Source organism: Kitasatospora sp. NPDC057223, assembly GCF_042669755.1.
In the GTDB taxonomy this organism is placed as follows: domain Bacteria; phylum Actinomycetota; class Actinomycetes; order Streptomycetales; family Streptomycetaceae; genus Kitasatospora.
In genome coordinates, this window is the sequence record NZ_JBHUWW010000111.1 from 1 (window position 1) to 21,097 (window position 21,097).

At 73.6% G+C, this 21,097-nt stretch carries 23 protein-coding genes; 9 read left to right on the forward strand and 14 right to left on the reverse strand.

The features are described 5' to 3' along the window. From ACFUK0_RS30135 to ACFUK0_RS30145, 3 genes are all read right to left on the reverse strand, one after another. On the reverse strand, positions 1-224 hold a 224-nt coding region (locus ACFUK0_RS30135; protein WP_380255624.1), incomplete at its 3' end, for an ATP-binding cassette domain-containing protein. Between the two features lie 67 nt (positions 225-291). Continuing rightward, positions 292-1,137, reverse strand: coding sequence for a DUF4097 domain-containing protein (locus ACFUK0_RS30140; RefSeq protein ID WP_380255625.1), 846 nt, complete (start codon positions 1,135-1,137; stop codon positions 292-294). A gap of 84 nt (positions 1,138-1,221) precedes the next feature. Continuing rightward, a complete protein-coding gene (locus ACFUK0_RS30145; RefSeq protein ID WP_380255626.1) occupies positions 1,222-1,734 on the reverse strand; it encodes a toxin-antitoxin system HicB family antitoxin in 513 nt (170 codons plus the stop codon). 337 nt (positions 1,735-2,071) lie between these two features. Between ACFUK0_RS30145 and ACFUK0_RS30150 the strand changes: the two genes are divergently transcribed. Further along, complete coding sequence (locus tag ACFUK0_RS30150; protein ID WP_380255627.1) at positions 2,072-2,767, forward strand: PadR family transcriptional regulator; 696 nt, start codon at positions 2,072-2,074, stop codon at positions 2,765-2,767. Positions 2,768-2,812: 45 nt separating this feature from the next. Here the strand turns inward: ACFUK0_RS30150 and ACFUK0_RS30155 are convergent, their stop codons facing one another. Both ACFUK0_RS30155 and ACFUK0_RS30160 read right to left on the reverse strand, forming a co-directional pair. Beyond that, positions 2,813-3,016, reverse strand: a complete 204-nt coding sequence (locus tag ACFUK0_RS30155) for a hypothetical protein (protein WP_380255628.1) — start codon at positions 3,014-3,016, stop codon at positions 2,813-2,815. Positions 3,017-3,087: 71 nt separating this feature from the next. After that, positions 3,088-3,336: a hypothetical protein gene (locus ACFUK0_RS30160; protein WP_380255629.1), complete on the reverse strand. Its 249-nt coding sequence runs from the start codon at positions 3,334-3,336 to the stop codon at positions 3,088-3,090. Between the two features lie 418 nt (positions 3,337-3,754). On the opposite strand from ACFUK0_RS30160, the gene ACFUK0_RS30165 reads away from it, so the two are divergent. After that, positions 3,755-4,456 carry a bifunctional DNA primase/polymerase gene (locus ACFUK0_RS30165; RefSeq protein ID WP_380255630.1) on the forward strand — a complete coding sequence of 234 codons (702 nt, stop codon included), beginning with the start codon at positions 3,755-3,757 and terminating at the stop codon, positions 4,454-4,456. Positions 4,457-4,502: 46 nt separating this feature from the next. On the opposite strand, the gene map is transcribed toward ACFUK0_RS30165, so the two are convergent. Further along, positions 4,503-5,348 carry a type I methionyl aminopeptidase gene (map, locus tag ACFUK0_RS30170; RefSeq protein ID WP_380255631.1) on the reverse strand — a complete coding sequence of 282 codons (846 nt, stop codon included), beginning with the start codon at positions 5,346-5,348 and terminating at the stop codon, positions 4,503-4,505. 104 nt (positions 5,349-5,452) lie between these two features. Here map and ACFUK0_RS30175 point away from each other — a divergent pair, with 104 nt between their 5' ends. Beyond that, a complete protein-coding gene (locus ACFUK0_RS30175) occupies positions 5,453-5,680 on the forward strand; it encodes a hypothetical protein (RefSeq protein WP_380255632.1) in 228 nt (75 codons plus the stop codon). A gap of 11 nt (positions 5,681-5,691) precedes the next feature. Here ACFUK0_RS30175 and ACFUK0_RS30180 read toward each other — a convergent pair whose 3' ends face one another. Beyond that, positions 5,692-6,204, reverse strand: a complete 513-nt coding sequence (locus ACFUK0_RS30180; RefSeq protein WP_380255633.1) for a DUF1772 domain-containing protein — start codon at positions 6,202-6,204, stop codon at positions 5,692-5,694. 157 nt (positions 6,205-6,361) lie between these two features. Here ACFUK0_RS30180 and ACFUK0_RS30185 point away from each other — a divergent pair, with 157 nt between their 5' ends. After that, complete coding sequence (locus tag ACFUK0_RS30185; protein ID WP_380255634.1) at positions 6,362-7,309, forward strand: AraC family transcriptional regulator; 948 nt, start codon at positions 6,362-6,364, stop codon at positions 7,307-7,309. Positions 7,310-7,342: 33 nt separating this feature from the next. Here the strand turns inward: ACFUK0_RS30185 and ACFUK0_RS30190 are convergent, their stop codons facing one another. Continuing rightward, positions 7,343-7,942: a hypothetical protein gene (locus ACFUK0_RS30190; protein ID WP_380255635.1), complete on the reverse strand. Its 600-nt coding sequence runs from the start codon at positions 7,940-7,942 to the stop codon at positions 7,343-7,345. A 48-nt stretch (positions 7,943-7,990) separates the two neighbouring features. Between ACFUK0_RS30190 and npdG the strand changes: the two genes are divergently transcribed. Continuing rightward, the gene (gene npdG / locus ACFUK0_RS30195) at positions 7,991-8,683 is read left to right on the forward strand and encodes an NADPH-dependent F420 reductase (protein ID WP_380255636.1); all 693 of its coding nucleotides are present in this window, start codon (positions 7,991-7,993) and stop codon (positions 8,681-8,683) included. 174 nt (positions 8,684-8,857) lie between these two features. Here npdG and ACFUK0_RS30200 read toward each other — a convergent pair whose 3' ends face one another. Both ACFUK0_RS30200 and ACFUK0_RS30205 read right to left on the reverse strand, forming a co-directional pair. Then, entirely contained in the window at positions 8,858-9,727 is an 870-nt protein-coding gene (locus ACFUK0_RS30200; protein ID WP_380255637.1) for an LLM class flavin-dependent oxidoreductase, read from the reverse strand. Between the two features lie 216 nt (positions 9,728-9,943). Further along, positions 9,944-10,846, reverse strand: a complete 903-nt coding sequence (locus tag ACFUK0_RS30205) for a LysR family transcriptional regulator (protein WP_380255638.1) — start codon at positions 10,844-10,846, stop codon at positions 9,944-9,946. A gap of 179 nt (positions 10,847-11,025) precedes the next feature. Between ACFUK0_RS30205 and ACFUK0_RS30210 the strand changes: the two genes are divergently transcribed. Both ACFUK0_RS30210 and ACFUK0_RS30215 read left to right on the forward strand, forming a co-directional pair. Further along, positions 11,026-11,964, forward strand: coding sequence for a family 2A encapsulin nanocompartment shell protein (locus ACFUK0_RS30210; RefSeq protein WP_380255639.1), 939 nt, complete (start codon positions 11,026-11,028; stop codon positions 11,962-11,964). Beyond that, complete coding sequence (locus ACFUK0_RS30215) at positions 11,939-13,765, forward strand: family 2A encapsulin nanocompartment cargo protein cysteine desulfurase (RefSeq protein ID WP_380255640.1); 1,827 nt, start codon at positions 11,939-11,941, stop codon at positions 13,763-13,765. Before ACFUK0_RS30210 ends, ACFUK0_RS30215 begins: the two co-directional genes overlap by 26 nt. A gap of 115 nt (positions 13,766-13,880) precedes the next feature. On the opposite strand, the gene ACFUK0_RS30220 is transcribed toward ACFUK0_RS30215, so the two are convergent. After that, complete coding sequence (locus ACFUK0_RS30220; RefSeq protein ID WP_380255641.1) at positions 13,881-14,435, reverse strand: SMI1/KNR4 family protein; 555 nt, start codon at positions 14,433-14,435, stop codon at positions 13,881-13,883. Between the two features lie 127 nt (positions 14,436-14,562). On the opposite strand from ACFUK0_RS30220, the gene ACFUK0_RS30225 reads away from it, so the two are divergent. Further along, positions 14,563-14,748 carry a hypothetical protein gene (locus ACFUK0_RS30225; protein ID WP_380255642.1) on the forward strand — a complete coding sequence of 62 codons (186 nt, stop codon included), beginning with the start codon at positions 14,563-14,565 and terminating at the stop codon, positions 14,746-14,748. An 8-nt stretch (positions 14,749-14,756) separates the two neighbouring features. On the opposite strand, the gene ACFUK0_RS30230 is transcribed toward ACFUK0_RS30225, so the two are convergent. Further along, entirely contained in the window at positions 14,757-15,575 is an 819-nt protein-coding gene (locus ACFUK0_RS30230; RefSeq protein ID WP_380255643.1) for a site-2 protease family protein, read from the reverse strand. A 238-nt stretch (positions 15,576-15,813) separates the two neighbouring features. Between ACFUK0_RS30230 and ACFUK0_RS30235 the strand changes: the two genes are divergently transcribed. Beyond that, a complete protein-coding gene (locus ACFUK0_RS30235; RefSeq protein WP_380255644.1) occupies positions 15,814-19,149 on the forward strand; it encodes a BTAD domain-containing putative transcriptional regulator in 3,336 nt (1,111 codons plus the stop codon). Positions 19,150-19,173: 24 nt separating this feature from the next. Here ACFUK0_RS30235 and ACFUK0_RS30240 read toward each other — a convergent pair whose 3' ends face one another. Together ACFUK0_RS30240 and ACFUK0_RS30245 are read right to left on the reverse strand one after the other, a co-directional pair. Next, a complete protein-coding gene (locus tag ACFUK0_RS30240) occupies positions 19,174-20,007 on the reverse strand; it encodes an ABC transporter permease (RefSeq protein ID WP_380255645.1) in 834 nt (277 codons plus the stop codon). Next, positions 20,004-21,035 (reverse strand): ATP-binding cassette domain-containing protein, encoded by a 1,032-nt coding sequence (locus ACFUK0_RS30245; RefSeq protein ID WP_380255646.1) that lies wholly within the window; start codon positions 21,033-21,035, stop codon positions 20,004-20,006. The genes ACFUK0_RS30240 and ACFUK0_RS30245 overlap by 4 nt, the downstream gene beginning before the upstream one ends. Positions 21,036-21,097: the final 62 nt, after the last annotated feature.

Consider the following 21,097-nt stretch of genomic DNA (forward strand, 5'->3'; position numbering starts at 1 on the left):
CCGGCGTCGGCGCTCACCAGGGTGGAGAGGATCTTGACGACGGTGGTCTTGCCGGCCCCGTTCGGGCCGAGCAACGCGAAGACGGTCCCCGCCGGAACGGCAAGGTCGATGCCGTCCAGCACCACCTTCCCGCCGTACGACTTACGCAGACCGACAGCCGAAATGGCGGCCGGAGACGGCGGACCGCCCGCTCGCCTGGACGTGGGCATGACAGAAGAAGGCATGGAGTCCTCCCTTTCGGAGGCCGGAGCTTTCGGGGGCTGGGGCGACGGGGACGGGCGGGGCCGGTGCTCAGGCGCGGGCGCGGCGCACGTCGATGTTGCCGTGGCGGGTACGGGCGTGGACCTCGACGGTGTCCTCGGTCTTCCCCGGGGCGTCGGAGGCGGTGAGCGTGTTGCGCACCTGCCCGTGGCCGGAGCTGACGTCCAGCCAGGCGGCGGTGCCCTCGCGGATGCCGACCTCGATGGCTCCGTAGGAGGTCTCCAGCTGGACGGTGCCGGAGGCGACGTCGGCGACGCGCAGGGTGCCGTGGGCGGTCTTGGCGACGACCGAGCCCTCGGCGTGCGCGATGTCGATGTCGCCGTTGGCGCCGTTCACCCGCAGGTCGCCGTTCGCGGTGCCGACGGTCGTGGTGCCGTGCGAGTTCTTCAGGACGGCGGAGCCGTCGACGGTGCCGACCCGCAGGCTGCCGGAGCTGGTGGTGATCTCGGCCGTGCCCTCGATCCGGTCGACGGTGATCGAGCCGTGGGACGCGGTCAGCTGGAGCGGCCCGGTCGTGTCCAGGCGGACGTCGCCGGACGAGGTCTTCACCCGGACCTCGCCGAGCCGGCCCTCGCCGAGCACCTGCGCCCAGGCGCCGGTCATCTCGACGCGCGAGCCGGTGGGCAGTTCGACCGTCACGTCGACGGTGCCGGTGCGCCCGATGAGATAGCGCTGCTTGGGGGTCCGCACGGTCAGGGCGCCGCTCGTGTACGTGACCTCGGTCTGGTCGGCCGCACGGACGTCCTGGTCCTTCTTCGGGTCGCGGGGCCGCACCTCGACGACGGTGTCGAGGCGGTCGCCGGCGGTGAAGCGGATGGAACCGGCCTCCACGTGCGTCGTGGCCGTGATCGGTTCGGGAGTGTCGAAAGAAGGCATGGCTGTCCCGTCCTCTGGGGTCTCTGGGGCGTCCCTGCTGGTGGGACGTGGTGGGGGTGAAGTGGGGCGGGCGTGGGTGCGGTGCTAGCGCACCCAGCCCGTGATGCTCTGGCCGACGGTCCGGGTCTTCTCCGTGGGGCGCGGCCGGGTGCCGCCGTCGACGGCGGCCGAGACGGCGCGCACCAGCCACGCGTTGACCGACAGGCCCTCGCGGGCCGCGGTCTCCTCGGCCCGGGCCTTGAGGTGGGCCGGCAGGCGCAGGTTGACGCGGGCGGTGCCGCCCTCGTCGGTGTCGGCCGGGGCCGGGAGCGGCTCTGCGGACGCTGCGGGCGCGGCCGGGGTGCCCCTGTCGGTGGGCGGCAGGGTCACCACGAAGTCGGGGTCGAGCCCGCGGAGCCGTACGTCGACCGAGCCGGGGGCGAGTTCACGGGTGATCTCGTCCATCGCGGCGGAGAGCACGTTGAGCATGGTCAGCCGGGTCGCCGACTCCAGGGGAGCGGTGAGCCTCTCGGCCAGCTCGCGGGCTTCGTCGCCGCCGGCCTCGGCGGCCACCGCGAGTTCGCGGCGGAGAGTGTCGACATACGGGGTGAGGTCCATGACGCCATCATGGCACCACGATGGCGCCATGTGCAAGCCCTCATGGCGCCACTGGTGGCGCGATCCTCCGGGCAACCCTTCTGAGCTGCACGAACGGCGGAAGACGAGTCCCATTGGATGGTGTCGCCGCGCCCGCGCACGGCCTTCCATGGATGCGGAGTGGCACCGCATGGCACCACATGGCACCACTCGGCGCCATGGCGCCTTGCCCCCGTCGATGTCGGCCGACTGTCGGTATCCGTTGACGAGCGACAGTTAGCGATATATCGTCGAGTTATCGAGACAGTTACTTCGAGACTGTCTCCCATGAGATGGACGACGAGAGGTGGTGGGTGCCATGCGCCCCGGAAATCCGTACAGGAAGGAAGAGGGAGGCGGGCGCGGCGGACGACGCCGTGGCCGTGGCCCGGAGTTCGGAGACGTACCCGGTGAGGGATTCGAGGGGCGGCACGCCTTCGGTCCGTTCGGTCCGCCCTTCGGTGGCGGGCCCGGCGGGCCTGGCGGCCCCGGGTTCCCCGGGCGTCCGCCGGGCGGCCCGTTCGGCCACGGCTTCGGCCGGGGGCACGGCGGTCCGCGTGGCCGGCGTGGTGGCCGGGCGCGGCGCGGGGACGTGCGTGCGTCGCTGCTCGCGCTGCTCAAGGAACGGCCGATGCACGGCTACGAGATGATCGCCGAGATCGCCGAGCGCACCGGCGGGGCCTGGCGCCCGAGCCCGGGTTCGATCTATCCGACCCTCCAGCTGCTGGAGGAGGAGGGGCTGATCACCGCCCAGGAGGTGTCCGGCAAGCGGCTGGTCTCGCTCACCGAGGCGGGCCGGGCCGAGGCCGATGCGGGGGCGGACGAGCCGTGGGCGGAGGCCGGTCGCGAGGTCGACTGGGAGGCCGTCCAGGAGGTCGGCCAGGCGCTCGGCGCGGTCGACAGCGCGATCCGGCAGGTGATGGCCACCGGCAGCGAGGCGCAGCGCGCCAAGGGGCTGGCCGTCCTCACCGAGGCCCGCAAGAAGCTCTACCTGATCCTCGCCGAGGATGACTGACCGGAGCGGGGGCCGGGCGGGGAGTGTGACGGGCGGTGCGGCTGCTCAGTCCTGTACGGCGAACAGTGCCGCGCAGACGAGCAGCAGCACCGCCCAGCCGAACCACAGCCAGCCGTTCGATCCGAGTGTCGCGCTGTAGAGAGTGATCAGGACGAGCAGACCGCCGGCCAGGAAGGCCGCCTGCCGGCCGTGCGGGGCGCCGTGCGGTGTGCCGCCGCCCGCTCCGGGGTGTCGCTTCGCGTGCGCCATCGCCGTCCTCCGTGTGCCTCGCCGCCGGGCCCGCGGGCGTGCCGCCGGGCCCGGGCCCGCAGCCGACGCCGCTAGCCGGACGTCTCGCCGTCCGTCACGGCGGTGCCCGGCGTGCCGTCGTCGTACTCGTAGCGCCAGTGCCAGCGCGCGCCCCGGTGCTGCTTGGCGCGCACGTACACCAGCGTCTCGGCCGGTACGTCCCCGTGGGCGGGTACCGGGACCCGGTAGGTTTTGGGCACGCCGTTGAACGGGCCCAGGGGGATCGGCAGGATCCGGCCGTCCAGGGGCCCGCCGACGAATTCGGTGTCCGCGCTTCTCACCCCACCAGCGTCTCACCTCCGGCCGCCCCGCGCGGCCATGAGTGTCCGGTCCGCACGGACGTGACCGGCCGGTGCGCAGGGGGCGGGTGTGACCGGAGAGGCACCGCCCCCGGTCATCCACAGGTCCTGCACACCCTTATCCTGCTGTGTACGCCCTCGGGTAGTACCCGGGTCAGCGGGCCTGTGTACGGGCCGGGTGTGGTGCGTGTCCGCGCGCCCGTCCGCCGAGCCGCAACTCTCGCGCTCCGTACCGTGACCCAGAGCGTCGGCCGTCCGGCAACCCCGGCTCCGGCCGCCCGGCGGAGACGGGGGACCGAGCACACCCGGGAAGCAGTGGGACGTGCCGGTTGTTGCCTCGCATGTGTTGCGTCGAACGCTGTGTCACACCAGGCACAGCAGATGTACCGGAAGGGGCCCGATGGAAGCCAGCAGCAGGTGGACCACCTGGTGGCAGAAGCGCGAACGTCAGCGGGCCCGCCCGGTGCCCTCGGACAGCCCCGCCGCCCGACTGGATCAGCTGCTCGGCGCCGTCCGCGCCGGCTTCCCGCTCGCCCCCGCCGCGCATCCGGCCGGCTACCGCTGTTCCTGCGACCGGGTCGGCTGTCCGGCTCCGGCCCAGCACCCGGTCTCGTTCGCCTGGCAGACACAGGCGACCACCGACCCCGAGCAGCTCGCCCGCTGGCTCTCCCGCGACCCGCAGGCGAACTTCATCACCGCCACCGGCCGCGCCCACGACGTGCTGGACGTCCCCGCCGAGGCCGGCGTGCTCGCCCTCGCCCGGCTCGCCGAGCTGGGCATCGAGGGCCCGGTCGCCGCCGTCGGCGGCGACCGCTACCTGTTCTTCACCGCGACCCGGGGCACCCCGGTCGACGAGGACGAGTGGTGGCCCAGCGTCCTGGACTCCACGCCCGACACCATGTCGGAGCACCCCGGCCTGCGCTGGCACTGCCGCGGCTCGTACACCCTGCTCCCGCCCGCCGCCCTGCCGGACGGCTCCGAGGTGCGCTGGCTGCGCGGCCCCGAGCAGCCGCTGCCGGACGCCCTGCGGGTGCTCGACGTCCTGACCGACGCCTGCACCGAGGTCGGCGCGGTCGCCGAGGAGCAGTGGCTCATCGGCTAGGCGCGTCCGCCGCCCCGGTCCGCCGCTCGGCGGACCGGGCGCCGCGCTACGGCAGGGTCAGCACCTCGGCGCCGTCGGCCGTCACCACGAGCGTGTGCTCGAACTGGGCGGTCCGCCTGCGGTCCTTGGTGACGACCGTCCAGCCGTCCTCCCAGATCTCGTAGTCGTACGTGCCCAGGGTGAGCATCGGCTCGATGGTGAAGGTCATCCCCGGCCGGATCACCTCGGTGGCCCGCTCGCTGTCGTAGTGCGGGATGATCAGGCCGGAGTGGAACGACGTGTTGATGCCGTGCCCGGTGAAGTCCCGGACGACCCCGTAGCCGAAGCGCTTGGCGTACGACTCGATGACCCGCCCGATCACGTTGACCTGGCGCCCGGGCTTGACGGCCTTGATCGCGCGGTCCAGTGACTCCCGGGTGCGCTCGACCAGCAGGCGGGACTCCTCGTCCACGTCGCCGCACAGGTACGTCGCGTTGAGGTCGCCGTGCACCCCGTGAATGTACGCGGTGGCGTCGATGTTGACGATGTCGCCGTCCTGCAGCACGGTCGAGTCCGGGATGCCGTGGCAGATCACCTCGTTGACGGAGGTGCAGATCGACTTCGGGAACCCGCGGTAGCCGAGGTCCGACGGGTACGCACCGTGGTCGCACATGTACTCGTGGGCGACGACGTCCAGCTCGTCGGTGGTGACACCCGGTGCGATCAGCTTCGCGGCCTCCGCCATCGCCTGCGCGGCGATCCGGCTCGCGATCCGCATCTTCTCGATCGTCTCCGCGCTCTGCACCTCGGGCCCGGTGTACGGGGTCGGCGCGGGCCGGCCGACGTACTCGGGGCGGGCGATGTGCGCCGGAACCTTGCGGGTGGGGGACTGGATACCGGGTACGAGAGCCATGGCCGCGAGTCTATCCGCCGGGTCGCGGCAGCCCCGGCGGTGTGTCGCGGAGCGCGGCCGGGAATGATCTGACAGGACGTCCGTACGAACGGGAGAGGCCCGCCATGGCTCTGGGATTCAACCGCAAACCGACCGGCAGGCCCGGCGAGTGGTTCTACTGCATCAAGCACGGCAAGGTCGAGGAGGGCCCGGAGTGCCCGGCCAAGGACCGCCTCGGCCCGTACGGCTCCCGCGAGGAGGCCGGTCACGCCCTGGAGATCGCGGACGAGCGCAACCGCGAGTGGCGCAAGGACGACGCGCAGTGGGAGGACGACGCCCGGGACAGGTCGTAGCGGCGGCCCGCTCAGGCCCCGGCGGGCGGGATGCGGCCCTCCAGGACGAGCGCCCGGGCCAGGCAGCCGAACGCGGCCGTCGAGGCCGCCGCGCGGACGATGTTCCAGCGCACCCAGGCGCCCTCGAAGTGCGCCCGCAGCGCGGCCGGATCGGCGATCCGGGCCGGGTCGCCGGCGGCCGCCAGGTCGTTGTTGAGCGGTACGTTCGCCGCTCCGGTGATCACCAGCACGACCCCGTACAGCACGATCGCGGCCACGATCCAGGGCAGTACCGGCCGCCCGTCGCCGCGCCCGTGGAGGGCGGCGGTGAGGACGGAGAAGACGATCGCGCCGCCGAAGCCGATCGCGAACCAGCCGTTCAGGATCGAGGTGTTGATCTTCTGCATCACGTCCACGAAGGTGCGGTCGTCGACCCGGCCCAGTGCGAGCATCACCGAGCACGCGTAGGCGTAGAACAGGCCCGCGACCAGGCCCGTCGTGACGGTCGCCGCGAGCAGCGAAGCGGTACGGAAGAGTGCGGACATCGGGACTCCAGGGCAGGGGCGGACGGCGGGCGGTGGCTCTTCTCCGGTGCCCCGCCAGTCAACCGCCGCCCGGTCCGGCCGGGCCATGGCCGAGAGGCTCACGCGCATGTGCGGGAGTCCAGGCGCGGGCCCGCGACGGCCCCCTAGACTCGGCCGCATGGACGCACTCGCGGGCCTGCTGGACGGGCCGAGAGCCCGGGGCGCCTTCCTGCTCAGGTCCGTACTGAACCCGCCGTGGGCCCTGCGGATCCAGGACCGGGCGCCGCTCACGCTGCTGGCCGTCGAGCGCGGCGAGGCCTGGATCGTCCCCGGCACCGGCCCGCCGGAGCCGCTGAAGCCCGGCGACATCGCCGTCGTACGCGGCCCCGAGCCGTACACCGTCGCCGACGACCCCGCGACCGAGCCGCAGATCATCATCCACCCCGGCGAGTTCTCCACCACCCCGGACGGCGTGGAACTGTGCGCCGACATGACGCTCGGCGTGCGCACCTGGGGCGACGGCCCGGACGGCTCGGCCGTGCTGCTCAGCGGCACGTACCAGGTGGACGGGGAGGTGAGCCGCCGGCTGCTGGCCGCCCTGCCGCCGGTGCTCGTCCTGCCCGCCGACGCCTGGAGCAGCCCGCTCCCGGCGCTGCTCGCCGAGGAGATCGGCCGGGACGAGCCGGGCCAGGAGGTCGTCCTCGACCGGCTGCTCGACCTGCTGCTGATCGCCGTCCTGCGGGCCTGGTTCTCCCGCCCCGGGGGCCGGGCCCCCGCCTGGTACCGGGCCCAGGGCGACCCGGTCGTCGGCCGAGCGCTGGACCTGCTGCACGAGGCGCCGGACCGCCCCTGGACGGTGGCCGGGCTGGCCGCCGAGGCCGGGGTCTCCCGGGCGGCGCTGGCCCGCCGCTTCAACGAACTCGTCGGCCAGCCGCCGATGGCCTACCTGACCGGCCGGCGGCTCTCGCTGGCCGCCGAGCTGCTCCGCGAGCCCGACGCCACCGTCGGTGCGGTGGCCCGCAAGGTCGGCTACGGCAGCGCCTTCGCGCTCAGCACCGCGTTCAAGCGCGAACGTGGCATCAGCCCGCAGGAGCACCGCGCCGGTCCGGTGGCGGCCCGCCCCTGAGGTCACGTCAACATGTCGACAACCGAAGCTGCTTCACCAACGGGTGACCGGATCGGCCGTCAGCCGGCGGAGCACGGCAGCCCAGCCACCCGCGCCACCCGGCCGGGAGCGGCGCGCCGGCGCCTCGCCGGCGGCGGCGCTCACCAGGTGCTGGACGAGCTCGAAGGGCTCCTCCTCGGGCGTCGCCACGGTCAGCGACTCGTCGGCCAGCGCGGCGAGTTCGCGGTCGCCGCTGTCCACCGCGAGGACGGTCGCACCGCCCCGGCGGGCGTCCTGCACCCGCTCCAGCAGCCCGGCGCCGGCCGCCGCGGGCGCCACCACCAGCACCGTCACCCCGCGTCCGGCCGCGGCCAGCCGCCGCAGGCCGTGCGAGAGATGCGCCGGCGAGCCCTCCGGCACCCGGTGGCGCAGCAGCGTCGGAGCCAGCCTGGGGACGTCCGACCAGGCGGCCTCGTCCTCCAGATGGGCCGCCAGGTGCCACGGCTCGTACCCGGCGGTGCCGACCAGCAGCAACCCGCCGGCCGAGCGGCGGGTGACGCTGCGGCGCAGGGCGCCCGCGAAGGCCCGGGTCGACTCGATCCAGCCCGTCCCGGCGAGGGACTCCCGGAGTGCTGAAACTCTCACCGCGTCCATAGCGGGTAAGCATGTCGTGGGGGCCGGGCCTTTGGCAGGATCATCGGCATGACTTCCCCCGATTCAGCGACGAACACCGCCCACGACCTGCCCGACGTCTCCGGCCTCGTCGTCGGCGTCCTGGGCGGTACCGGCGACCAGGGCCGCGGCCTCGCCTACCGGCTCGCCAAGGCCGGCCAGCAGGTCATCATCGGCTCCCGCACCGCGGAGCGGGCCGCGGCCTCCGCCGCCGAACTGGGCCTCGGCGTCCGCGGCGCGGACAACGCCACCACCGCCCGGGAGAGCGACGTCGTGATCGTCGCCGTGCCGTGGGACGGCCACGCCGCCACCCTCTCGGCCCTCCGCGAGGAACTGGCCGGCAAGATCGTCGTGGACTGCGTCAACCCGCTCGGCTTCGACAAGCAGGGCGCCTACGCCCTCAAGCCCGAGGAGGGCAGCGCCGCCCAGCAGGCCGCCGCCCTGCTGCCGGACTCCCGCGTCACGGCCGCCTTCCACCACCTCTCGGCGGTGCTGCTCCAGGACGAGTCCGTGGCGGAGATCGACACCGACGTGATGGTCCTCGGCGAGGAGCGCGCCGCCACCGACATCGTCCAGGCCCTCGCCTCCCGGATCCCCGGCATGCGCGGCATCTTCGCCGGCCGCCTGCGCAACGCCCACCAGGTCGAGTCCCTGGTGGCCAACCTCATCTCGGTCAACCGCCGCTACAAGGCCCACGCGGGCCTGCGGATCACCGACGTGTGACACCCCGGCGCCCGCTGCCGGACGGCCGTGCCCGGCCCCGGCGAAGGACCCGACCGCACCGCGGCCGGGTCCTTCGCCGTCCCGTGCGCACGAGGACGGGCACTCGGACGGCGGCTCGTGCAGCGACCGGCCACGCCGGTGCCGTGGCCGAGGCGCTGCGCGCCGCGCGGTCCCTCAGCCGCCGAGGGCTGTCATCACCTGGCGCAGCTGTGCGAGCGGCTCCGGGCCGCAGATCCGCAGGACCACCGTCTGCGCGCCCGCGTCCCCGAGCGAGCGGAGCGCCTCCGCCGCCTCGGCCGGCGTGCCCCCGGCCGCGAACGTCGCCGACTCGTCGCGCCCCAGCCACTGCGCGTGTCCGGCGACGGCGTCCCGCAGGGCCGGCGCCGCCGTGTCTCCCAGACCAAGGAAGGTGAACACGGTGATCGAGTGGTCCGGGCCCGCTCCGCCGCGCTCCGCTGCGGCACGGACCGCGCGCAGGTCCTCCGGGCCGTGACCCTCGGCCACGAGCGTGCCCTGCGCCGCCCGGCCGGCCAGTTCCAGGGACTTGGGCGAGACGACGCCCGCGATCACCGGCGGCACCGCGTCCTTCGCCGGCGGGTGGACCAACTCGATCCCGTCGATCCGCAGTTCACGCCCGTCCACGGTGACGCGCTCGCCGCGCAGCAGGCCGCGCACCGCGGTCAGGGTCTCCTCCAGCAGGGCCAGCGGTGACCGCGGGGCCACCCCGGCCTGCCGCATCCACTCCCGCACACCGTGACCGATCCCGGCCACCAGCCGGCCGGGGAAGACCCTGGCCAGGGTGGCCACCTCCATCGCCAGCAGGGCGGGGCTGCGCAGGGGGGCGGGCGCGATCCCGATGCCGACCCGCAGCCGCTCCGTCGCCCCCAGCGCCACCGCCGCCGCCGAGATCCCGCCGTTCCACCCCAGGTCCTCGACGACCCACAGATCGTCCGTCCCCAGCGCCTCGACCTCGCGCGCGAAGGCGGGCAGCTCCGCCGGGTCCCAGGAGCGGTCATACATCACACCGATACGAAAGGCCGTCATGAACGGCCAAGTTACCGCCACGCATCGCCGGGCATCGTCCCGGTCCCGGTCCCGGGGTCGATCCGGTGCACCGGCAGGCCATCCCGGGCCCCTCCTGACGCGATTCGACAGCGCCGCCGGAGCCCGCCCGCCCCCGACGGCCCCTTCCCGCACTGCCTCCGTGCCTGCCGGCCCGGCCCGGCGGCCCTGCCGTGATCGCCTACGGCAGGGCCGCCGTCAGGACGGCCACTGCGGTTCGGAGACGGTCGCGGCCAGTGCGTCGAGGAGTACCTGGGCGGGCTGGGAGGCGGGCGGCTTGCCGTGGACGGCGGCGACGACCTGCCGGCGCATGCCGGCGATCCGGTCGAGCCTGACACCGGGGTGGCGGTTGGCGACCAGGGTGAGGCCGGAGAGCAGGCTGACGCCCAGTCCGGCCGCGACGAGGGCCTGGACGGCGACGTAGTCGTCGGTCTCGAACTCGACGGTCGGCGCGAAGCCGGCCCGCCCGCAGGCCTCGACGAGGTGCTCGCGGCAGCGTTCGCAGCCGGCGATCCAGCGGGTGCCGGCGTAGGTGGCCAGCTCCGCCCGGGGGCCGTCCCAGGTGCGGTCGGCCGGTGTGACGACGTACAGCGGCTCTTCCAGGAGCGGTGTCATCGTGGTGTCGCGGCGATCGCGCTGGGGCGGGTCGCCGTGCTGGAAGATCAGCGCGACGTCGACGTCGTTGTTGCGCAGGGCGCTGAGTGCGTCCGGTGGTTCGGCCTCGATCAGGGTGAGCTGGATGCCGGGGTACTGGGCGGAGACGCGGGCGGCCGCGAGCGGCACCAGGGTGGCCAGTGCCGAGGGGAAGGCGGCGAGACGGACCCGGCCGGTGCGCAGCCCGGCCAGCTCCTCGAGTTCGGCGTGCACCGACTCGACCTGGGCGAGGATCGACTCGGCGCGGTCCACCAGCAGCCGGCCGGCGTCGGTGAGCCGGATGCCGCGCCCCATCCGCTGCAGCAGCGGCACGCCGACCTCGGCCTCCAGTTTGGCGAGTTGGTGGCTCACCGTCGGCTGGGCGTAGTGCAGCGCCTCGGCGGCCGCGGTGACCGAACCTTCACGGGCGACGGCCACCAGGACGCGCAGCCGACTCAAGTCGATCATGCGTGAATCATAGCCCGCGTCGATGAAAGCCTCGAAAACACGCATTGGACCGCTACCGGGTCCACTGGAAGGGTGGTGTGAAAGTTAGTGCGAGAGGCGGACGGCAGTTCACATCGCCGTCGGTGATCTCACTCCCCGTCACATGTGCCTGCTGCCCGGGCACGGAAAGGAGACGTCGCATGAGCACGGCTGTGAATCCACCGTCGCGATCGATGTCGGTGAGCGACAACGCGGCGCGCACCCTGGCGAACGCCACCAAGACCGTTCCGCAGATGGCCTCCATCACGCCTCGCTGGCTGGTGCACCTGATGTCCTGGGTGCCGGTCGAGGCGGGCATCTACCGGGTGAACAAGGTGGTCCACCCGGAGTCGGTGCGCATCGAGTGCGACAACTTCGACGAGTCGCCGCTGCCCGACACCTTCGTCGACTACTCGCAGGAGCCCCGGGAGTACCGGCTCAAGGCCGTCCAGACGGTCCTCGACCTCCACACCCGGATCACCGACCTGTACTCCAGCCCGCACGACCAGACCGCCCAGCAACTGCGGCTGACCATCGAGGCGGTGAAGGAGCACCAGGAGGGCGAGCTGATCAACAGCCCGGAGTACGGGATGCTGAGCAGCGTGGCGGACGGCCAGCGGATCTCCACGATGGCGGGCCCCCCGACGCCGGACGACATGGACCGCCTGATCACGAAGGTGTGGAAGCAGCCCGCCTTCTTCCTCACCCACCCGGAGGGCATCGCCGCCTTCGGCAGGGAGTGCACCCGTCGCGGCGTGCCGCCGGCGACGGTGAGCATGTTCGGCTCGCAGTTCCTGACCTGGCGCGGCCTGCCGATCATCCCGTCGGACAAGGTCCCGCTGGAGAACGGCCGGACGAAGATCCTGCTGCTGCGCACCGGCGAGTCGCGCCAGGGCGTGGTCGGACTGTTCCAGCCCGGTCTCTCGGGGGAGCAGGGGATGGGCCTGTCGGTGCGCTTCATGCAGATCGACCGGAGTGCCATCGCCTCCTACCTGATCTCCCTGTACTGCTCGCTCGCGGTGCTCACCGAGGACGCGCTCGCGGTGCTCGACGACGTCGAGGTGGACAAGTTCCATGACTACGCCCCCACTTACCGGTAACGAGAACGCCCCGGCGTGGCTGCCGGACGAGGCGACGCTGAGCCGGCTGGCCGGGGAGCTCTTCCGAGCCCTCCCCGGGCAGCCGGCCGGCTCGCCGGCTCCGGCCCCCGACGGCGGCTCGCAGTGGCCGGTACCGGCCGGCCTGCCGGCCGCGGACCCGCCCCCGCCGGCGCCGACCGCCGGGATGAGCCCGCCGGCCGGGCCGCCGCCGACCAGCGCCCCGGCGACCTGGGCGGTCAGCGCACCCGGGCCCGGCTCCGGACCGGCCCCGGCGCCGGTGGCGCCGGCCCTGCCGGTGGTCCCCGGAGCGCCGACGGCCGCACCGGCCGCCGCACCGCCGGCCGCACCGGCCGCCGCACCGGCCGCCGCACCGCCGCAGCCCTCGGGCGCCGGGCCCTACTACTTCCTCACCGAGGCGCCCGGATACCCCGCGAAGGCTCCGGAGCTCCCCGGCTTCGGGCACCTGGGGCTGCCGTCCCTCTTCGTGCCCGAGCCGCCGACGGCCACCACCGCGCCGTACTACTTCGTCCAGGAGCCCGCGGCACCGGTCGGGCTGCCGCTCGACCAGCACCCGGCGTTCGACGTGCGGGCGGTCCGCCGGGACTTCCCGATCCTGTCCGAACTGGTCAACGGCCGCCCGCTGATCTGGCTGGACAACGCGGCGACCACGCAGAAGCCGCAGGCGGTGATCGACCGGCTGGTGGAGTTCTACTCGCGGGAGAACTCCAACATCCACCGGGCGGCGCACGAGCTGGCCGCCCGGGCCTCGGACGCCTACGAGGGTGCCCGGAACACCGTCGCCCGGTTCATCGGGGCGGGCTCCGCCGAGGAGATCGTGTTCGTCCGGGGCACCACCGAGGCGATCAACCTGGTGGCCAAGGCGTGGGGGCCCCGGAACATCCGTGCGGGCGACGAGATCGTCATCTCCCACCTGGAGCACCACGCCAACATCGTGCCCTGGCAGATGCTGGCGGAGCAGACCGGCGCGGTGATCAAGGTGATCCCGGTCGACGACGACGGGCAACTGCTGCTCGACGAGTACGCCGCGCTGCTGTCCGACCGCACCAAGCTGGTCTCGGTCACCCAGATGTCCAACGCGCTCGGCACCGTCGTGCCCGTCGAGCAGATCATCGAGCTCGGGCACCGGGCCGGGGCACGCGTCCTGGTCGACGCGGCGCAGTCCGTCCCGCACCTGCCGATCGACGTCAGGGCGCTGGATGCGGACTTCCTGGTCTTCTCCGGGCACAAGCTGTTCGGGCCGACCGGGATCGGGGTGCTCTACGCCAAGCGGGAGGTCCTTGAGGACATGCCCCCGTGGGAGGGCGGCGGCAACATGATCACCGACGTCACCTTCGAGCGGTCCAGCTACCAGCCGGCGCCGAACCGCTTCGAGGCCGGCACCGGCAACATCGCCGACGCGGTGGGGCTCGGCGCGGCCATCGAGTACGTCGAGCGGATCGGCCTGCCGAACATCGCCGCCTACGAGCACACCCTGCTGGAGCACGCCACCGAGGGCCTGCGCGGCGTGCCCGGGCTCCGGCTCGTCGGCACGGCGCCGAACAAGGCGAGCATCGCGTCGTTCGTCCTGGACGGCTACGAGCCGAGCGAGGTCGGCACCGCGCTCAACAAGGAGGGCATCGCGGTGCGTTCGGGCCACCACTGCGCGCAGCCGATCCTGCGCCGCTACGGCCTGGAGGCCACCGTCCGGCCGTCGTTCGCCTTCTACAACACCCACGAGGAGGTGGACACCCTGGTCGCGGTGGTCCACCGGCTCGCGGACCGCCGCGGCAAGCGCCACTGACCCGCGCCGAGTCCGTGGAAGTGCCTTCCGCCCGGTACGGCCGGGGCCTGTCCAAGGCCTCCGCCGTACCGGGCGGAAGGCACTTTCCGCGTCCGGCGGCGGACCCGGGCGCGGGTCAGGCCGGGGCGGACAGCCGGGCGGCGGCGTCCTTCCAGGGGCGGGGGTCGCCCGGCTCACCGTCGCCGGGCGCACCGTCCTCGTACCAGCCGGTGCCCGCGAGCCAGGTCTCCAGCCACTGCGCCAGGCTCGGCGCGTCCACGTACCAGGCCTCCTCCCAGCCGCCCACGACGCCGTTCGGCTCGAAGTGCAGGACGGTGGCCGGCCCGCTCAGGCAGTCCACCGCCGCGAGCATGCCGCAGCCCCAGGCCAGGATCGGCAGCACGCCGGCCGGCCAGTGCGGATCGTCCTCGCCCTCGATGCCCGCGCGCTCGGCGCGGTACGTCCCGACGAGGCTCTCGCCGGGGCCGGTCAGGGGAAAGAGCCGGTAGCCGGGGCCGAAGCCGCCGTTGCCGACCTCGCGGTAGAGCCCGGCGAGCAGCGGGGGCAGGGTCACACCGAGGAGCGCCTCGGCGGCGGCCAGCTCCGTCGCGGTCACCGGCGGAGGAACGGCCTCCTCGCCGGCCCCGGCGTGCCGCGCCACCCGTGCGAGAAGTCCCTCGGTATCCGTCATGCCGCGATCCTCCCAGCAGCCGCCGACAGACCCGGCCGCCGAACACCCGCGGGCCCCCTGGGCCGCGGGCGCCGGGCCGTCGGCCACAATGGGGGCTGACCGTACCCGGCTTTAGGAGCCTCCCGCCATGCCCCGCACCGCCCTCTACGCCTCGATCGTCCTCGTCCTCGCGGTGGCCGCCGCCGTGGTGTCCTTCGTGCAGGGGAACTGGCTGGGCGTGGTCTGGGTGCTGCTGGCGGGGGTGTCGAGCAACATCGCGTGGTTCCACCTCCGCAAGGACCGGCAGGCGAAGGCGGCGGCGGGCGGCCGCTGAGCCGGGGCTCAGTGGTTCCAGAAGCGGAACAGGTAGTCGCCGAGGAACAGGTAGCCGCGGTCGACGCCGAACAGGTCGGTGACGCTGTAGACCAGGTCGAAGAACCAGCGGTTCACCTCGGGCTGCCAGAGCAGGGCGAACACCGCCAGCATCCCGTACGGCGCGAACGGCTCCACGCTGCGCCGGGCCTTCGGTGACAGCCAGGGCTCCAGGATGCCGTAGCCGTCCAGGCCGGGGACGGGCAGCAGGTTCAGCAGGGCCGCGCTGACCTGGAACATCCCCAGGTAGGCGAGGGCGGCGGAGAGCGCGGAGTAGGGCAGCTCCCGGCCCTCGAAGTCGATCCGGTCCGTCGGGCTCTCGAACCAGCCCGCCCCGACGGCGGTCAGCAGGACGGCCGCGAAGAGGACGTTGACCAGCGGGCCGGCCGCCGAGATCAGGCTGTGCTTGAGCCTGCCCCTGATCCGGTGGCGCTCGATGTACACGGCGCCGCCGGGCAGGCCGATCCCGCCCATGATCACGAAGACCACCGGCAGGACGAAGCTGAACAGCACGTTGGTGTACTTCAGCGGGTTCAGCGTCAGGTAGCCCTTGGCGCCGATCGAGATGTCGCCGCCGTGCAGGGCGGTCCGCGCGTGCCCGTACTCGTGCAGGCAGAGCGAGACCATCCACCCCGAGATGACGAACAGGAACACCCCGAAGCCGGGGTCGTTGCCGTAGCCCGACCAGACGGCCCAGCCGGAGGTGCCGAGAACCGCCAGCAGGACCCAGAAGACCGGGCTGATCCGACGGTCCTCCCTGCTCGAGCGCCGCGCTTCCGCGAAGGTCATGATGCGTTGGCTCCCATGATGCGATGGCTCCGGAGGGTTGAGAGGCGGGAGGGCGGGGGAGTGCGGACCGGGCCCGGCCCGGGCACCGATCATGCCGTCCGGGCCGGGCCCGGACAAGCCGTCACCGGTGAACGTACGGGACACCCGGCCGGGTTCCGTGGCCGGTGCGGCGGTGCCGGACGGCCGGGTACCGGATATATGTGCGTGCGCACTGCCGGACGTCGACCAGAATGGGCGGGTGCACTACGGCATCCTCGGTACCACCACGGCCCACCACGACGACGGCACGCCCGTCCCGCTCGGCGGGGCCCGGCTGCGCGCGCTGCTCGCCGCCCTCGCGCTGCGGCAGGGCCGCCCGGTGCCCGCCGAGCTGCTGGTCGACGAGGTCTGGGGCGACGAACCGCCGCAGGACGCCGCGGCCGCCCTGCAGACCCTGGTCGGACGGCTGCGCCGGACGCTGGGCCGCACCGAGATCGCCTCCGGCCCGGCCGGGTACTGGCTGACCGGTCCGCACACCGACGCCGCCGAGTTCCAGCGCCTCGCCGCCGAGGGCCGCCGGGCCCTGGACGCCGCCGACCACGAGCGGGCCGCCGCCCTGCTGCGCTCGGCCCTCGACCTCTGGCGCGGCCCCGCCCTCGCCGACCTGCCCGACCGGGCCGGCCCGGCGACCCGGCTGGAGGTGCAGCGCGAGGAGACCCGCCGGCACCGGATCAGCGCCGACCTGGGCCTCGGCCGCGCCGCCGACCTGACCGCCGAGCTCGCGGGGCTCGCCGACCTGCACCCGCTGGACGAGCAGGTGCAGTACCTGCTGATCCGGGCGCTGCACGACAGCGGCCGCAGCTCCGACGCGCTGCGCCAGTACGAGCGGGTCCGGCGGGCGCTGGCGGCCGAGCTGGGCACCGACCCCGGGCCGCAACTGCGCTCGATCCAGGAGGAGTTGCTCAACCCGGCCGCCGCCGCCCAGCCGCCCGCCGCACCGGCCGCCGCCCCGCGCCCGGGCGGCAACCTGCGGCCCCGGCTGACCAGCTTCGTCGGCCGGGAGAGCGACCTCGCCGCCCTCAGGGCCGCGCTCGCGGCGGGGCGGCTGACCACCCTCACCGGCCCCGGCGGCTCCGGCAAGACCCGGCTGTCGGTCGAGGCCGGCCGCGCCGAACAGGGCGGCGGGGCCTGGCCGGACGGCGTCTGGCTGGCCGAACTCGCGCCGCTGGACAGCCCGGAGGCCGTCCCCGGGGCGGTGCTCTCCGCGCTCGGGCTGCGCGAGACCGTGCTGCACACCGGCGGCAAGGTGGCCGAGGTGATCGACAGCCGTACCGACGACCCGGTGCGCAAGATCGTCGAACACTGCGGCCGGCGCCGGATGCTGATCGTCCTGGACAACTGCGAGCACGTCGTCCAGGCCGCCGCCGACCTCACCGACCAACTGCTCGCCGAGTGCCCCGGCCTGACCGTGCTGGCCACCAGCCGCGAGCCGCTGGGCGTCCCCGGCGAGAGCGTCCTGCCCGTCGAACCGCTGCCCGACCCGGTGGCCCTGCGCCTGCTGATGGAGCGCGCCGCCTCGGCCCGTCCGGGCTTCGACCCGGACGGCGATCCGGCGGCCTGCGCCGAGATCTGCCGCCGCCTCGACGGCCTGCCGCTCGCCATCGAACTCGCCGCCGCCCGGCTGAGGGTCATGACGCCGCGTCAGATCGCCGACCGGCTGGACGGCCGGTTCGCCCTGCTCACCGCCGGCAGCCGCACCCTGCTGCCCCGCCAGCAGACCCTGCGCGCCGTCGTCGACTGGAGCTGGGACCTGCTGGGCAAACGCGAACGGGCCGTCCTGCGCCGCCTGTCGGTCTTCGCCGGCGGCTGGACGCTGGAGGACGCCGAGGCGGTCTGCTCCGACGAGGCCGGGGTGCCGCGCGAGGAGGTCGCCGACCTGCTGCTCTCGCTGGTCGACAAGTCCCTGCTGGTGGCCGGCCTGGACACCGGCGGCCCGCCGCGCTACTGGATGCTGGAGACCATCCACGAGTACGCCGCCGAGCGGCTCGCCCAGGAGCCGGCGGACGACGTCCAGCTGCGCCACGTACGGCACTTCCGGGAGCTGGTGCGCACCGCCGAGCTGGACATCCACGGCCCGCAGCAACTGCGCCTGCTCGGCGTGCTGGACCGCGAGCAGGACAACATCCGGGCCGCGCTGCGCCGGGCCGTCGACCGGCGGCTGGAGGACGAGGCGCTGCTGCTGGCCCTGGGCATGAGCTGGTACTGGACGCTGCGGGGCTACAACTCCGAGGCGTGCGCCTGGTACGACGCCGTCGCGGCGCTGGGCCCCGACCCGTTCGCCGACGACGCCCCGCCGGGCGTGCCGCTGGCCGACGACGTCGTGGAGCACACGCCGCCGCTGCCGCCGGGCGTCCTGCTGGAGGGCCGTCGCCAGCTCAGGCTCTACCGGCTGATGCGCCTGTTCGACGGGAACGTCGACATGCTCGGCAGCGGGGAGGTCACCGACCTGGCGGAGCGCATCCTGGCCGTCTACACCCCGGAGCTCCCGCAGTCGTACCGGTTCCCGGCGCTGATGCGGGTGTTCGCGCTCTTCCTGGCCGGGCAGATGGGCCGGATGCGGGAGATGCTCGACGAGGTGGTGGAGGGCTGCCGGGCGCACGGCCGCACCAGTGACCTGGCCTTCATCCTGATGCTCCGGGCCAAGATGCGCAACGACATGCCGGAGGGGCTGGACGGCGGCGCGGCCGACGGCGAGGAGTCGCTGGCGCTGTTCACCGGCTCCGGTGACCTGTGGGGGATGTCGCAGGCGCTCGCGGCCCGCGGGGAGACCCTGGCGAACCAGGGGATGGCCGAGGAGGCCGCCGCCGCCTACCGCGAGGCGATGAAGCTGGCGGAGGAGCTGGGCGCTCCGCAGGAGGTGCCGATGCTCATGGTCCAGCTCGGCAACGCCCTGATGAAGACCGACCTGGCCGAGGGCGAGCAGACGGTCAGGGCGGCCCTGGAGCTCGTCGGGCCGCACAACCAGGCGGCCAACGGCACGATCCTCTTCGGGCACCTGATCCTCGCCGGCCTGCACGCCGAGCGGGAGGAGTACGCCGAGGCGATCGCCGAGCTGGATCTGCTGGACTCCGTCCGGCACACCTTCGGCCCGATGGTCCCGGGTGTCGTGTCGGCGATGCTCGCCTGCACCCGGGGCTGGATCCTCGCGCGGGCCGGCGAGCCGGAGCAGGGCCTGGAGCTGCTCCACGGCGGCTGGATGCTGCTGCGGGAGATCAGGGGCGACGCCGGTGTGTTCGCCGAGCAGATGACGGTGATGATGATGCCCGCGGCGGCGGGTGTGCTGCGGGCCTTCGCGGAGCGGGACGCCGCCGCCGCCCCGGCCCGGCGGGCCGCCACGCTGCTCGGCGCGCACGGCGGGCTGAACGGGCCGGGCGGCATGCACCTGGAGCAGCTGGACCGCGACCGGGCGGAGCGGAGCCTGCGGCTGCTGCTGGGTGACGAGGAGTACGAGGCCGCCTACGCCGAGGGCGGCGGCCTCTCGCTGGGAGAGGCCGCCGCCCTGCTGGACGCGCTCGGCAGCGGTTCGCCGTACTGACGGCGGGCCGCCGGCCACGGGTGCTCAGGTCCGCTTGCGGAACCGGGCCACGGCCAGTGGCGCGAAGACGGCGGTGATGGCCACCGACCAGCCGAGCACGATCAGCACCGAGTGCGTCAGCGGCCCGCCGTTCAGCAGGTTCCGGCAGGCGTCGGCGAGCGCCGAGAGCGGGTTGTAGTGGGTGAAGGCCTGGAGCCAGCCGGGCATCGAGTCGGTCGGCGCGAAGATCGAGCTGCCGAACTGCAGCGGCATGATCACCAGCATCGAGACCCCCTGGACGGCCTGGGCGCTGCGCAGCGCCATGCCGAGCAGCATCGAGATCCAGACGATCGACATGCCGAACAGCAGGGACAGGCCGATCGCGGCCAGCAGCTCCAGCGGGCCGGTCTTGATCTCGAAGCCGAGGATCATCGCGAAGACGATCAGGATGGTGAAGGAGAGAAGGGCCCGGCAGGTCTCGGCCGCGATCTTGGAGACCAGGACGGCGGACCGGCCGATCGGCAGTGTCCGGAAGCGGTCCATCACGCCGGTCTGGAAGTCGCTGTTCAGTCCGGTGCCGACGGCCATCGCCAGGGTGAGTCCGGTCTGCCCGAGCAGGCCGGGGATCATGTACTGCTTGTAGGAGTCCTGGTCGCCGGAGATCGCGCCGCCGAAGACGTAGACGAACAGCACGGTGAAGATGACCGGCATCAGCACCGCGTCGAACATCGACTCCGGGTCGGCCTTGATCCGCATCAGGTTGCGGCGCGTCAGCGCGCCGATGTGGCGCAGGGTGGAGCGCAGGCCGATCCGCGGGTCGGTGTCGGCGGCAGGTTCGAGGGCCCTGGCCGGGGCCGGGGTGAGGGTCGCGGTGCTCATACGGCGGGCTCCTTCGCGAGGGTGGGGACGGCGTCGGCCGGGGCGTCGGTGGCGGGCTTCCCGGTGATGGTGAGGAAGACCTCGTCCAGGCTCGGCGTCTTGGTGTCGATCCCGGCGATGCCGAAGCCCCGGGTGCCCAGCAGGCCGACGACGGCGGTGAGCTGCTCGTCGCCGGTGATCGGGACGGAGAGCAGGCCGGTGTCCGCGGAGAAGGTGGCGCCGCCGATGCCGCCGTCGCCGAGGCAGCGGGCCATCTCGGGCAGCTCGGCCGGGCGCACCGGCCGGACCTGCAAGGTCCGCCCGCCGACCTGGGCCTTCAGGTCGGCGACCTGGCCGGCCGCGATCACCTTGCCCTTGTCGATGACGGTCAGCTCGTCCGCGAGCTGCTCCGCCTCCTCCATGTACTGGGTGGTGAGCAGGACGGTGGCGCCCTCGGCGACCATCCGCTGCACCTCGTCCCAGACCTCGTTGCGGGTGCGCGGGTCGAGGCCGGTGGTGGGCTCGTCCAGGTAGAGCACCTTGGGGCGGCCGATCATGCTGGCGGCGAGGTCGAGCCGGCGGCGCATGCCGCCCGAGTAGGTCTTGGCGGTGCGCCTGGCGGCCTCGGTGAGCGAGAAGCGCTCCAGCAGCTCGGTGGCGCGCGCCTTGGCCTCCTTGCTGGAGAGGTCGAGGAGCCGGCCGATCAGGTAGAGGTTCTCGTAGCCGGAGAGCATCTCGTCGACGGAGGCGTACTGCCCGGTCAGGCCGATCGTGCGGCGCAGCTGCTTGGGCTGGCGCAGGACGTCGTAGCCGCCGACGAACGCCGTCCCGGCGTCCGGCTTGATCAGCGTGGACAGGACGCGGACCAGCGTGGTCTTGCCGGCGCCGTTCGGCCCGAGGACGCCGAGCACGGTGCCCTGGCGGACGCTGAGGTCGACGCCGTCCAGCGCCTTGGTGGCGCCGTAGTGCTTGACGAGGCCGCGGACCTCGACGGCGATACCCGGTTCAACGGGTGCCCGGTCGTTCCGGGGAGTGGCGATTCGTGTCATGCCCCGAGACTGCCCGGTCGTACTGTCGGGCCGCTGTCACGCGACTGTCAGCGGGCCGCCGT

What these genes read in the sequence shown, in the direction of transcription:
- ACFUK0_RS30220 (WP_380255641.1), bottom strand. Translation starts at nt 14,435, where the DNA reads ATGACGGATACCGAGGGACTTCTCGCACGGGTGGCGCGGCACGCCGGG.
- ACFUK0_RS30150 (WP_380255627.1), top strand. Translation starts at nt 2,072, where the DNA reads ATGCGCCCCGGAAATCCGTACAGGAAGGAAGAGGGAGGCGGGCGCGGC.
- ACFUK0_RS30155 (WP_380255628.1), bottom strand. Translation starts at nt 3,016, where the DNA reads ATGGCGCACGCGAAGCGACACCCCGGAGCGGGCGGCGGCACACCGCAC.
- ACFUK0_RS30215 (WP_380255640.1), top strand. Translation starts at nt 11,939, where the DNA reads ATGACTACGCCCCCACTTACCGGTAACGAGAACGCCCCGGCGTGGCTG.
- ACFUK0_RS30210 (WP_380255639.1), top strand. Translation starts at nt 11,026, where the DNA reads ATGAGCACGGCTGTGAATCCACCGTCGCGATCGATGTCGGTGAGCGAC.
- ACFUK0_RS30180 (WP_380255633.1), bottom strand. Translation starts at nt 6,204, where the DNA reads ATGTCCGCACTCTTCCGTACCGCTTCGCTGCTCGCGGCGACCGTCACG.
- ACFUK0_RS30245 (WP_380255646.1), bottom strand. Translation starts at nt 21,035, where the DNA reads ATGACACGAATCGCCACTCCCCGGAACGACCGGGCACCCGTTGAACCG.
- npdG (WP_380255636.1), top strand. Translation starts at nt 7,991, where the DNA reads ATGACTTCCCCCGATTCAGCGACGAACACCGCCCACGACCTGCCCGAC.
- ACFUK0_RS30165 (WP_380255630.1), top strand. Translation starts at nt 3,755, where the DNA reads ATGGAAGCCAGCAGCAGGTGGACCACCTGGTGGCAGAAGCGCGAACGT.
- ACFUK0_RS30230 (WP_380255643.1), bottom strand. Translation starts at nt 15,575, where the DNA reads ATGACCTTCGCGGAAGCGCGGCGCTCGAGCAGGGAGGACCGTCGGATC.
- ACFUK0_RS30140 (WP_380255625.1), bottom strand. Translation starts at nt 1,137, where the DNA reads ATGCCTTCTTTCGACACTCCCGAACCGATCACGGCCACGACGCACGTG.
- ACFUK0_RS30145 (WP_380255626.1), bottom strand. Translation starts at nt 1,734, where the DNA reads ATGGACCTCACCCCGTATGTCGACACTCTCCGCCGCGAACTCGCGGTG.
- ACFUK0_RS30240 (WP_380255645.1), bottom strand. Translation starts at nt 20,007, where the DNA reads ATGAGCACCGCGACCCTCACCCCGGCCCCGGCCAGGGCCCTCGAACCT.
- ACFUK0_RS30200 (WP_380255637.1), bottom strand. Translation starts at nt 9,727, where the DNA reads ATGACGGCCTTTCGTATCGGTGTGATGTATGACCGCTCCTGGGACCCG.
- ACFUK0_RS30225 (WP_380255642.1), top strand. Translation starts at nt 14,563, where the DNA reads ATGCCCCGCACCGCCCTCTACGCCTCGATCGTCCTCGTCCTCGCGGTG.
- map (WP_380255631.1), bottom strand. Translation starts at nt 5,348, where the DNA reads ATGGCTCTCGTACCCGGTATCCAGTCCCCCACCCGCAAGGTTCCGGCG.
- ACFUK0_RS30190 (WP_380255635.1), bottom strand. Translation starts at nt 7,942, where the DNA reads ATGGACGCGGTGAGAGTTTCAGCACTCCGGGAGTCCCTCGCCGGGACG.
- ACFUK0_RS30205 (WP_380255638.1), bottom strand. Translation starts at nt 10,846, where the DNA reads ATGATCGACTTGAGTCGGCTGCGCGTCCTGGTGGCCGTCGCCCGTGAA.
- ACFUK0_RS30185 (WP_380255634.1), top strand. Translation starts at nt 6,362, where the DNA reads ATGGACGCACTCGCGGGCCTGCTGGACGGGCCGAGAGCCCGGGGCGCC.
- ACFUK0_RS30175 (WP_380255632.1), top strand. Translation starts at nt 5,453, where the DNA reads ATGGCTCTGGGATTCAACCGCAAACCGACCGGCAGGCCCGGCGAGTGG.